Source organism: Clostridium mucosae, from assembly GCF_024622765.1.
In the GTDB taxonomy this organism is placed as follows: Bacteria; Bacillota; Clostridia; order Clostridiales; family Clostridiaceae; genus Clostridium.
In genome coordinates this window covers 1-12,191 of the sequence record NZ_JANKAF010000033.1, presented here as the reverse complement: position 1 = coordinate 12,191, position 12,191 = coordinate 1, and the positions used below count along the sequence as shown (strand labels likewise).

Here is a 12,191-nt window from a genome sequence, read left to right as displayed (position 1 = left end):
CAAAATAAATATTTAACCAGATATTTCATAGTATGTTTTTATTATAACCCCTAAAATATCAATTTTAAAATGCAAAAAAAGAGGTTGCTACAAAATGATTAAAAATCATTTTGCAACAGCCCCTTTAATTTACATTATAGGATCTATAAAACTTTCTACTGTATTACTTCTATCTAATGCTAATATATTTAGATAAGATATTGTATATGCTTGAATTGCATATTGTCCTATTACAGCTATTATTATTCCTACTAAAGGTATTATTTGAATTATAGCTAAAACTAATCCAATACCAATTGTTATCCCAGATATAGCTGCTAACTTTCCTATAGTTGACCAAAAATATCCTTTCTTAAATAGCATAAATGTTTCTCCTATTGCCTCAGTGATAGTTAAATCCCTCACTATTAGCATTGAATTAAATAAATATGCCAACGGCGCCATAACAACAGCTATCGCAATTATTAAAGGAATTAATATTATTAATCCAATTCCAACAGTTAGTACAGCTAATAATATAGTTAATAAAATTATTACTACTGCAAATGCGAATAACATTAGCCAAACTAAAACATTTAATCCTAAAATGCTCCATTTCCTTTGCCAAACATATTTATTGGCAGCTCTCCAACTTACCTCATTTCCTTTGTTAGCATCATCTAACACCTTAGTTATAATACCACTTGCATATAACATTAATAATGACGATACTAATGCCACTAAAATTATAAGTAAGATTGTTCCTATTCCTATAAGCGGTATTGCTTCATCAAAATAAGAATATGAATATGAGTATGAATACGAAATATTTATTAAACTTGAAAGAACTATCCCTACTATTATTCCAACTAAAACTACAATTGTAGGAACTATAAATATTCCAATAACCTTTAAAATTTCTAGTGCACTATTTTTGCATAAATTAAATGCCCTAGATAACATTTCTGAAATTGATAAATAAACTTTCTTCTCTTCCATAATCTCACCTCCTAAATTAAATTATATTTATATATATTAATTTTATCACAATTTATTTACTAGATTTATTAAATACACATTTTTTGTATAATTTTATAATATATATTTATAATATATATTTATTCTTATAATTATTTATAATTAAGACCAATCTCAAAAATCTATTTAGTATAAAATTTATTCAATTTCAATTAAGCTTTATTGCCTTAAAAAAGTTAATCTCTTATTTTTATAAAAGGGGTCGCGTTTCGCGACCCCCTTTTAAACCATTGATTTTACTTGCTTAAAGACGTTTTTTTATTTAAATAGAAATTTTTATATATTATTTATATATCTGCAAAAAGGAAAATTCCAATTAGAAATTCCATTCTTATCGGCTAATATCAAAATATTTTTTGCTATAGCCTCCTATTTATTTATTTTATAACTCTTTTGTTATTCTTATTGTTTGATCTCTTCTTGGACCCACACCTATTATTGATATTTTTGTATCTGTAAGTTCTTCAATTCTTGTTAAATATTTTTTAGCGTTTTCAGGTAACTCATCGTAGCTTCTAGCATTTGCTACCTCTTCTCCCCAACCATCGAACTCTTCATATATAGGCTCGCACTTTGCTAGATCCTCTAAACTTGCAGGGAAGTAATCTATAACTTTTTCATTAAACTTATATCCTACACAAATTTTAAGTTTCTCTAAACCAGCTAAAGTATCTATCTTAGTTACACATAATGATGTCAATCCTGATACTCTTACTGTTGTTTTTAATATAACAGCATCTAGCCATCCACATCTTCTTGATCTTCCTGTAGTTACTCCATATTCATGTCCCTTTTCTCTTATCCATTCACCAATTTCATTATCTAGCTCAGTCGGGAATGGTCCTTTACCAACTCTTGTTGTGTATGCTTTTGCAATACCTACTGCATTAGTAACCATAGTTGGTCCAATTCCAGATCCACTTGCTACACCACAAGCTGTAGTATTTGAAGATGTTACATATGGATATGTTCCATAATCTATATCTAAAAGCATTCCTTGAGCACCTTCAAATAAAACTGTTTTATCTTGTTTTATTTCATCATATAGTCTTACTGAAGTATCTTGTACATATGGCTTTAATCTTTCTGCAAGTTCTAAGTATTCAGAAAGAATTTCATCGTAGTTTAATGCTTCTCCACCTAATACCTTTACTATATATTGATTTTTAAAATCTATATTTTCCCTTAACTTTTCTTTAAATATCTTTTCATTTATAAGATCGCATACTCTTATTCCAGATCTCTCAAACTTATCTGTATAACAAGGTCCTATTCCTTTTCCCGTTGTACCTATATCATTTTTCCCTCTGGCCTTTTCTTTCAAGCTATCTAAAATCTTATGGTATGGCATAATAATGTGTGCTCTATCACTAACTACAAGCTTTTCTGGTGTAACTTTAACACCCTCACCTTCTAGATAATCTATTTCTGTAAATAAAGCTTTAGGATCTACAACAACACCATTTCCTATAATATTCAATTTATTATCATATAATATTCCTGATGGGATTAAATGAAGTTTATATTGCTTATCTCCAACTTCAACTGTATGACCAGCGTTATTTCCTCCTTGGAATCTAACTATTACCTGTGCTTCTTCTGCAAGATAATCAGTCATCTTCCCCTTTCCTTCATCTCCCCATTGAGCTCCTAGAACAACAAATGCTGACATTTACATTGCCTCCTTGCTAAAGGACTGCAAGTCCCTTATTAATAAAATTAATCAATATTAATCTCCAAGTACCATATTAACAAAGTAAAAATAAACTTTCAACTTATTTGCGAATATTTTTTTGCATTAAATAATTATAATTCGTATAATATAATAGTACTTATTTATATTTTTAATTAAATTAATTTATTTATTCTATATGAGGGAGTATTGATATGAATATTTATGAAGAAGCTTTAAAATATCACGAAAAACTAAAAGGTAAAATAGAAGTAACATCCAGATGTAAAATATCTAATGAAAATGATTTAAGTTTAGCATATACTCCAGGAGTAGCTGAACCATGTAGGCAAATTCATAATGATCCAGATAATGCTTATATCTATACAAGAAAATGGAATACTGTTGCTGTGATTTCAGATGGGACTGCTGTACTTGGATTAGGTGATATAGGCCCATTAGCATCTCTTCCAGTTATGGAGGGTAAATCTATATTATTTAAGGAATTTGGAAACGTGGATGCCTTTCCATTAGTTTTGGATACTAAAGATGTTGATGAAATAGTTGAAACAATTGTTAGAATATCTCCAAGCCTAGGAGGAATAAATTTAGAAGATATATCTGCCCCTAGATGTTTTGAAATAGAAAATAAACTTAAGGAAAGATTAAATATACCTGTTTTTCATGATGATCAACATGGCACAGCTATAGTCGTATTAGCAGGATTAATAAATGCACTAAAATTAGTTAATAAAGATATTAACAATATAAAAATTGTTATAAATGGTGCTGGCTCTGCAGGAACTGCTATATGTAAATTATTAATTTCCTTTGGCGCAAAAAATATAATAGTATGTGATAAGTCAGGAATAATTAACTCTCATACTCAAAATTTAAATGATTCAATGAAGGAATTATCTATAATTACTAACAAAGATAACATAAGCGGTAGCTTAAAAGATGCTTTAATTGGTGCTGATGTATTTATAGGAGTCTCTGCTCCTAACTTAGTTACAAAAGAAATGGCTAGAAGTATGAATTCAAACTCAATAGTTTTTGCTATGGCAAATCCTGTTCCTGAAATATTCCCAGATGATGCAAAGGAAGCTGGCGTAAAAATAATAGGTACTGGAAGATCCGACTTTCCAAATCAAGTTAATAACGTATTAGCCTTTCCTGGAATCTTTAGAGGAGCTTTGGATGTAAGAGCCTCAGACATTAATGAAGAAATGAAAATTTCAGCTGCATATGCTATTGCTAATTCTGTAGGTAAAAATAATCTTGACTTTGACTTTATATTGCCTAAAGCATTTGATTTAAATGTTCAAAAAGCAGTTGCTGAAGCAGTTAAAAAAGCTGCAATTAAAAGTGGTGTTGCTAGAATATAATATTATATTACTTACGATATAATTTTAATATTTTTATACTTAAAAATACTAAGGAGCTATCGCACAATTAAAAATACAAAATTCTGCTGTAGCTCCTTCTTATTACATATTCTTAGACTTTTCTGCGCACTTTTCCATTGATTTTATTACTGCATTTCTGAATCCATTACTTTCTAATTCAATTACAGCTTCTATAGTTGTTCCTCCTGGAGAGCAAACCATATCCTTTAATTCTGCTGGATGTTTGCCAGTTTCCAAAGCCAATTTTGCTGATCCTAATATGCTTTGCTCTGCCATTTTATATGCCTTATTTCTTGGTATCCCAAGTTTTACAGCAGCATCTGCCATAGCTTCTATAAACATAAATACATAAGCTGGTGATGAACCACATAATGCAATAAAAGCATCAAAATATTTTTCTTCTAATATTTCGTATTTACCAAAATTTTTAAAAATATCGCACACAAGAAGTAGTTCTTCATTATTTACATTTAAATTAGGACAAATAGCTGACATGCCTTCACCAACTAAAGCTGGTGTATTTGGCATAGTTCTTACAATTTTATAATTTTTATCTAACCACTCTTCTATATCAGATAAATTTATTCCAGCAGCTATAGATATTATAATAGTGTCCTTTTTTAAATAATCCCTTATTTCATTTATAATACTTTTATACATGTTGGGCTTTACAGCTAAAAATAGTACATCAGAAAATCTTGCTACTTCTATATTGTTTAATGTACATTTTACATTAAATTCATTCATTATATTATTTTTTGATTCTTCACTTCTCATTGATACTATAATATTGTCAACACTTGTATAATTTGAATTTATAAGTCCATTAAGCATTGCTTTTCCCATATTTCCACAGCCTATAAATCCTATCTTTTCATTCATTACTTTCACCTTCTTTTTAATTCATTGTAAATAATTTTCTTAATTAATTATTATTTATAAGTTTCCCCATTATACTCATAGGATAGCTTTATCTTTAAGTCACAAACTATCAATAAGGAGGGATTAGTTATGAAAAATAATTTATTGCTCACAGATATAGAAAATAAAATAGATAATTTATTAGAGTTTAGTCCTTCAAAAGAAAATATAAAGCCTATTATTAAGATAGTAAATAGAGACAAGTTCTATGATATTTATATTTTACTTCGAGGTTTAACTAAGGAAGAAATTTTAATAAAGTATGTAAATAACTTTCTTATTTTAAATCTCTCCTTAAAAAATAAATATAATGATAAAGTAAATTTCAAAAGGTCATTTTATTTAAAAAATGTAAATATAGACAAGACTGAAAATATTGCTTGTGCTAATTTAATTTACTTTAAAATTCCAAAAACTCGAAATTAAATTTAAAAACAAAGCTATGCTTATGCATAGCTTTGTTTTTATTCCTTATAAACCAGCTCTAAGTTAGCAAATTTACTTTGTGAACCTATCCAAGCCATTTTTACAGTTCCTACTGGGCCATTTCTTTGTTTTGCTATAATACATTCACCTATGTTCTTTTCTTCTGTTTCCTTGTTATAATACTCATCCCTATATAAGAACATAACAACGTCAGCATCCTGCTCTATTGATCCTGACTCTCTTAAATCCGAAAGCATAGGTCTATGATCAGCTCTTTGTTCTGGAGCACGTGATAACTGAGATAACGCAATTATAGGACACTCCATCTCTTTTGCAAGAGCTTTGATAGATCTAGATATTTCTGAAACTTCTTGTTGTCTACTTTCACTTCCTGAACTACCACTCATTAGCTGTAAGTAATCTATAAGAATCATATCTATTCCATGCTCCATTTTTATCTTTCTACACTTAGACCTCATTTCCATTACGCTTAGTCCCGCTGTATCATCTATATAAATTTTAGCTTTTGATAGAGGACCAGTAGCTCTAGCTATTCTTTCCCAATCATCATCATCTAAATTACCAGTTCTAAGCTTTAACATATCAACATTAGCTTCAGAGCAAAGCAATTTATAAGCTAATTGCTCCTTAGGCATTTCTAGTGAAAATATAACTACACTCTTTCCTTCTCTTAATGCTGCATTTTCTGCTATATTTAGTGAAAATGTAGTTTTTCCCATAGATGGTCTAGCTGCAATAAGAACCATATCTCCTTTTTGAAATCCAGATGTTTTAGCATCTAAATCTCTTATTCCTGAACCAACACCTGTTATTGATCCTTTATTATTAAATAATCTTTCAATCTCTATAAATCCTCTTTCTAAAACTGTAGAAAGTGGTTCATAATCGTTTGAGCCTTGTTTTTCTGCTAAATCAAAAATCTTTTTTTGAGCTAAATCTAATACATCATCAACTTTATCCTGTTTATTATAGCTTTCTTCTATAATAGCTGTAGATGACTTTATTAATTTTCTTAATAACGATTTATCTTCTACTATTTTTATATAGGCTTCTAAATTAGCAGTAGTAATTACTGATGAACTTATTTCTGATATATAAGTAACTCCACCAGCCTTATCTAGATTATCTGTTGATTTTAAATATTCTAATAAGGTTACAAGGTCAACAGCCATATCTTGTGAGAACATTTCTCTAATAGCCTTAAATATAACCTTGTGCCCATCTCTATAAAAGTCTTCATCATTTAATTTTTCTAAAGACTTAGCAATAGCACTTTTATCTATTATCATGGATCCAATTACAGACTGTTCTGCTTCTAAACTTTGAGGTAAACTCCTCATTATTGGTGCTTCCATATGTAACCTCCTTCCTTTTCATAATAATATATTATATCAAATTTTCATATTATATAAAATAAAATTAAGCTTCCTTTTGGAAGCTTAATTAATAATTTATTTTTCAAAGACTATTTCCATTAATTCTTCTATATGACTTATGGCTTTAACTTCTATATCCTTTAAATCTAATGGTATTTCCTTTTCGTTAGCTTTAGGAATAACAACAAGCTTTATTCCTTTTCTTCTAGCACCATATATTTTCTCAAATATTCCACCAACAGGCTTAATATTTCCTCTTAATGATATTTCACCTGTTATAGCGATATCTTGTCTTATAGGCTTTTCTAATAAAGCACTTATTATTGAAATAGTAATTGCTGCTCCTGCTGATGGTCCGTCAATTTTTCCTCCACCAACTACATTTACATGTATATCATAATCCTTTATATCTTTGTCAGTAATTCTTCTTATTACTGATGCAGCATTAAATACAGAATCCTTTGCCATTGAACCGGCTGTATCATTAAATTTTACAGTTCCCATTCCTGGCTTTTTAGATTCAAACACTACTGTTTCTATTTCTAATGTTGAACCTAAAAATCCGCTTACTCCTAATCCATATGTATGGCCTATTTCAGATTTATCTATATCCTCGAATATTTCATAAGGTACATATCTACCTATAGAAATAACCTCTTCTACATCCTTAAGTGTAATTATATTGTCTGCTTTATCCTTTGAGTGATATAATGAATAGCCATAAGCATCTGCTAATATATTAACAGCCTTTCTACCTTCTATTGTATATCTACTTATAAGGTCAGCAATTCCATCTTCTAATTGAACATCTAACTTTTTAGCTGCATTGTCTATTATTCCCTTAATATCACTAGATGATAATGGTTCAAAATAAACCTCTGTACATCTAGATCTTAATGCTGGATTTATTTTTCCTGGCTCTCTTGTAGTTGCACCAATTAAAACAAAGTCTGCTGGTGCACCCTTTTCAAAAAGATATTTTATATATTCAGGTGTATTTTCATCATCTGGATCATAATAAGATGATGAGTACTCAACTCTTTTATCTTCTAATACTTTTAATAACTTATTTTGAAGGATTTCATCTAATTCACCAATTTCATCTATAAATAGAACTCCTCCATGAGCTTCAGTTACTAATCCAGTCTTAGGTTCTGGGACACCTATCTCAGCTAAATCCTTCTTACTACCTTGATAAATAGGGTCATGAACTGATCCTAATAATGGATTTGTTATTTCTCTTGGATCCCATCTTAATGTAGTTCCATCAACTTCAACAAATTTAGAATCATCATCAAATGGAGTAGACTTTAGTTTTTTAGCTTCTTCTAAAGCTAATCTTGCTGCTGAAGTTTTACCAACCCCAGGTGGTCCATATAAAATTATATGCTGAGGATATGGAGATGCCATTTTAGATATAAGTGACTTTATTGCTCTCTCCTGACCTACTACTTCATCAAAATTTTCAGGTCTTAAAAGACTCATTACGTTTTTATTAATCTTTTTTGAATCTAACTCTTCTAATCTTTCTAGCTTTTTAGTAGTCTTTGCACTTTCAGGCCCTTTTTGCTTTTTTATTATAGATAATTTAAGTTCATCAATAAACTTATCTTGTCTTTCTTGAAGTGCTTTTTCAACTTGTGTTTCCACCTTATTTTGGACATACTTTCTAGCTATATTTTCTGATATATAATAAATTGTATCTTCTAATACACCTCTTAATTCCTCTTCACCTGGTACAGATTTTATACCTTTTCCATCAGAGGCAATTACATTTAATGCATATACTCTTTCACATATATTAGTAGAGTTTGCATACTTTTGAAGCTTAAACCTTACAATTCTTGCTCTTACTGCACCCTCATCTAATACATTATTTAATATTTGATTTATAACATTGACTTGTGCATCTAAAGATAATTCACTATCTAATATACTTTCTATATTTGTTTCGTCATAAGTCTTCAAACTTAGTCCTCCTTATGATTGCGGCGTGATTATTACTTTCATCTTAGTTGAAACTTCTGGATATAGCTTTATTTCTATATCGTAACTACCAGCAACCTTTATTGTATCCATAACTATTTTTTTCTTATCTACTGATAATTTAAATTGCTTATTTATTAATTCAGCTACATCTTTACTTGTTATAGCTCCAAATAATCTTCCACCGTTTCCACTCTTAGCTTCAATTTTTATTTCCTTGCCTTTTAATTCAGAAGCTAATTTTTGTGCGGCTTCAATTTCTGCTAATTTTTTCTTTCTTTCATTTTCCTTTTTAGCATTTAAGATATGCATATTATTGTTATTTGCCTCTTCTGCTAACTTTCTTGGAAATAAAAAGTTTCTTGCATATCCATCTGATATATCAACGATATCTCCTTTTTTCCCTACTTTTTTAACATCTTGTAATAAAATTACTTTCATGTTATTCACCCACCTTTAAATGTTTTTCTATTGATCGTTTTAGTATTTTTATAGCACTTTCTATTGATGTATTATTTAATTGAGCTCCAGCCATATTCATATGGCCACCACCACCTATTGCTTCAAGTATTACTTGAACATTTATTTCCCCTATTGATCTACCACTAATGGTTATATCTCCGTTTATTTCTGCTAATACAAAGCATACATTTATCCCAGATATATTTAATAGTTCATCAGCAGCTCTAGCTGCCATAAATCCTTTTTTTAATCTTTTAGGAGCAACTGCAATAGCTAAACCATTTTTAACTTCTGCAGATCTTATTGTATCTGCAATAACCAAATAATCTTCAAGATCATCCATAAACATCTTTTTAACTTCAATTGTATCTGCTCCAAGCCCTCTTAAAAATGATGCGGCATCAAAGGTTCTAACACCTGCTTTAAAAGAAAAGCCTTTTGTATCCATAAATATTCCTGCAAGTAAACCTTCCGCTTCTAATCTAGTTAAATTAGGCTTCTGAACCATATATTGAATAACTTCTGTAACCATTTCAGATGTAGATGAAGCATATACTTCTATATAGTTTAAAATTGCGCCCTCAACTATATCGGGGCTTCTTCTATGGTGATCTATAATTATTTTTCTTTGTGCCTTTTCAACAATACTTGTATCTAATATATACCCCTTATTATGAACATCTACTATAATTAACAAAGTTTTTTCATTAATTTGTTCATAAGCTTCTTCTGTAGAAATAAATAAATTATCATATTTAGAATCATTTTTTAGTTTAGATAAAAAATAATCAATAGCTGTAGTTTCAGCTCCTAATATGATGTTACACGGCTTTCCTAATTGTTTTACTACGGATGATATCCCTACAGATGATCCAAAACAATCCATATCAGGATTTTTATGACCTATAATAAAAACATTACTACTCTCATATATTAATTCCTTTAATGCATGAGAAATAACTCTTGCTCTTACTCTAGTTCTCTTTTCTATTTCTCTAGTATTTCCACCAAAGAACTTTATTTTCTCATTATTCTTCAGAACTACTTGGTCCCCGCCTCTACCTAATGCTAATTCTTTTGCCGTAACAGCAAATGTATTATTTTCTAGAGGACAAGTTCCACCTCTTCCGATACCAATACTTAAAGTAACTTCAAATTTATTACCTCGATCTATTTTTGATATATCTTCTAATATAGAAAATTTATTATTTACCTCTTCATCTATATACTTATCTTGTACTGAAAGAACATATTTATTAGAGTCATATTTTGTTATCATTGCCTTAAGTTTTTGGGCATATAAATTTATTGTTTTTTCAATTTCAGCAACTAACATTGGTCTATCACTATCTAATGTAGTTTCTAAAGCTTCTGTTAGATTATCTACTTCTATAAGCATTATACTCTCTTTAGTATTATCTATATTTTTCAAATTACTTATATCATTAAAATAAACTATATATAAATCTTCATCTAAATCATATTTTTCTATTTTAGTTGCATATACCTTATATAAAGAATCCAATATCTTTATTTTTTGATGCAAATCTCTATCACAGGTTAATAGTCTAGATAAATTTAATCCCCTAGCAATACTAACTACATTTAATCCTATAGGATCTTCATCTGGAACAAATTTTTGGAACTCCTTATTACTCCAAAAAATTTCTCCAGATTCTTTTATTAAAGCTAATGGAAATATTAAATTTAATATGTTACTATTTATATCTTTATTTATATTTTCCTTAATTCTTTCTATATTATCATCATATTTACCTTTTATCATATATTCGCTTAAACTAAATATAATAAATAAAATTAACAATATAGATCCTAAAAGAGTACTTTTTATATAATAAAATCCCACACATGCTCCTACAAAAATAAGTGGCGTAATTATAGGCCTAATACTTTTAAGCCTTTTTTTTATTAAATCATTCCATATCATAAGATTAATGGTGCTCCTTTAAATGTAATTGAAGTTTGCTTAAACTTCTTCCATCCTTTTCATACTCATGTCCTTCTGCTATACCAACTTGCAATTTCTTTTTCATGTCATCATCTACATCTTGACATGAATATCCTAATTTTTGAGCCAATACATATAATACGAGTATAGCACCTGATATACAATTTAAAATTGCATCTTGAGCTACATTACTTCCTTTAGTAAGTAAATGATAGAATTCACCTATTATACATAATAAATTTGCCTTTAATTTTTCTATCATTTTTATATTAGCCATTATATTTAAATCATCTCTCTTCACCCTGCTCACCCCTATACTAATACCCTTGTATATATATTTTAATTATAATTTACTTTTATTGCAACAAATTATGAAGTCTTTTACAATATTTGTAAAATATTAATTGTATTAATATAATAAAAAACCCCTGATATGTCAGGGGTTGATTATACTACTCAGTTGTGAATGGTAATAATGCTATGTTTCTTGATCTCTTTATAGCAGTTGTTAATTCTCTTTGGTGCTTAGCGCAAGTTCCAGAAATTCTTCTTGGTAATATCTTACCTCTTTCTGTTACGAACTTTCTTAGCTTAGTAATATCTTTATAATCTATTGCTTCAGCCTTTTCTACACAAAAAGCACATACTTTTCTCTTAGATCTTCTCATTTTTCCAGATCTCTTCATGTCTTTCATGCTAATTCCCTCCTTTTTATTAGACTATTAGAAAGGCATATCTCCATCATCTACAGGAGTCATGTCTTCCTCAAAATTCATTCCACCAAAATTATTTGATGAATTTGAATAATCAGAACCCATATTAGAAGAACCATATCCATTGTTATATGAACCTTGGTCTCTTCCAGCACCACCATTGTTACCTGATCCGATAAACTCAAATGAATCTACAACTATATCAGTTGTATATCCCTT

General features: G+C 29.2%; 11 protein-coding genes and 1 pseudogene. 2 read left to right on the top strand and 10 right to left on the bottom strand.

Annotated elements, in window-relative coordinates; translation table 11 throughout:
• Positions 1 to 129: 129 nt before the first annotated feature.
• Positions 130 to 978, bottom strand: a complete 849-nt coding sequence (locus NSA50_RS18905; protein ID WP_195266333.1) for a hypothetical protein — start codon at positions 976 to 978, stop codon at positions 130 to 132.
• Between the two features lie 421 nt (positions 979 to 1,399).
• Positions 1,400 to 2,689, bottom strand: coding sequence for an adenylosuccinate synthase (locus tag NSA50_RS18900; RefSeq protein ID WP_257447907.1), 1,290 nt, complete (start codon positions 2,687 to 2,689; stop codon positions 1,400 to 1,402).
• A gap of 215 nt (positions 2,690 to 2,904) precedes the next feature.
• Here NSA50_RS18900 and NSA50_RS18895 point away from each other — a divergent pair, with 215 nt between their 5' ends.
• Positions 2,905 to 4,077, top strand: a complete 1,173-nt coding sequence (locus NSA50_RS18895; RefSeq protein WP_195266337.1) for an NAD(P)-dependent malic enzyme — start codon at positions 2,905 to 2,907, stop codon at positions 4,075 to 4,077.
• 102 nt (positions 4,078 to 4,179) lie between these two features.
• Here NSA50_RS18895 and proC read toward each other — a convergent pair whose 3' ends face one another.
• On the bottom strand, positions 4,180 to 4,980 hold the full coding sequence (proC, locus tag NSA50_RS18890; RefSeq protein WP_195266340.1) for a pyrroline-5-carboxylate reductase: 801 nt from the start codon (positions 4,978 to 4,980) through the stop codon (positions 4,180 to 4,182).
• 129 nt (positions 4,981 to 5,109) lie between these two features.
• Between proC and NSA50_RS18885 the strand changes: the two genes are divergently transcribed.
• A complete protein-coding gene (locus tag NSA50_RS18885) occupies positions 5,110 to 5,445 on the top strand; it encodes a hypothetical protein (RefSeq protein WP_195266342.1) in 336 nt (111 codons plus the stop codon).
• A gap of 38 nt (positions 5,446 to 5,483) precedes the next feature.
• Here the strand turns inward: NSA50_RS18885 and NSA50_RS18880 are convergent, their stop codons facing one another.
• The 7 genes and pseudogenes from NSA50_RS18880 to NSA50_RS18850 all read right to left on the bottom strand — a co-directional run.
• Entirely contained in the window at positions 5,484 to 6,821 is a 1,338-nt protein-coding gene (locus NSA50_RS18880) for a replicative DNA helicase (RefSeq protein WP_195266344.1), read from the bottom strand.
• A 96-nt stretch (positions 6,822 to 6,917) separates the two neighbouring features.
• Positions 6,918 to 8,810: a Lon family ATP-dependent protease gene (lonC, locus tag NSA50_RS18875; protein WP_195266346.1), complete on the bottom strand. Its 1,893-nt coding sequence runs from the start codon at positions 8,808 to 8,810 to the stop codon at positions 6,918 to 6,920.
• Positions 8,811 to 8,822: 12 nt separating this feature from the next.
• The gene (rplI, locus tag NSA50_RS18870; protein WP_195266348.1) at positions 8,823 to 9,269 is read right to left on the bottom strand and encodes a 50S ribosomal protein L9; all 447 of its coding nucleotides are present in this window, start codon (positions 9,267 to 9,269) and stop codon (positions 8,823 to 8,825) included.
• A 1-nt stretch (position 9,270) separates the two neighbouring features.
• A complete protein-coding gene (locus NSA50_RS18865) occupies positions 9,271 to 11,238 on the bottom strand; it encodes a DHH family phosphoesterase (RefSeq protein WP_195266350.1) in 1,968 nt (655 codons plus the stop codon).
• A gap of 4 nt (positions 11,239 to 11,242) precedes the next feature.
• Positions 11,243 to 11,560 carry a MazG-like family protein gene (locus NSA50_RS18860; RefSeq protein WP_008676140.1) on the bottom strand — a complete coding sequence of 106 codons (318 nt, stop codon included), beginning with the start codon at positions 11,558 to 11,560 and terminating at the stop codon, positions 11,243 to 11,245.
• A gap of 151 nt (positions 11,561 to 11,711) precedes the next feature.
• Positions 11,712 to 11,954 carry a 30S ribosomal protein S18 gene (gene rpsR, locus NSA50_RS18855; protein WP_008676141.1) on the bottom strand — a complete coding sequence of 81 codons (243 nt, stop codon included), beginning with the start codon at positions 11,952 to 11,954 and terminating at the stop codon, positions 11,712 to 11,714.
• A 27-nt stretch (positions 11,955 to 11,981) separates the two neighbouring features.
• Positions 11,982 to 12,191: pseudogene (locus tag NSA50_RS18850) on the bottom strand (single-stranded DNA-binding protein); the annotation flags it as partial.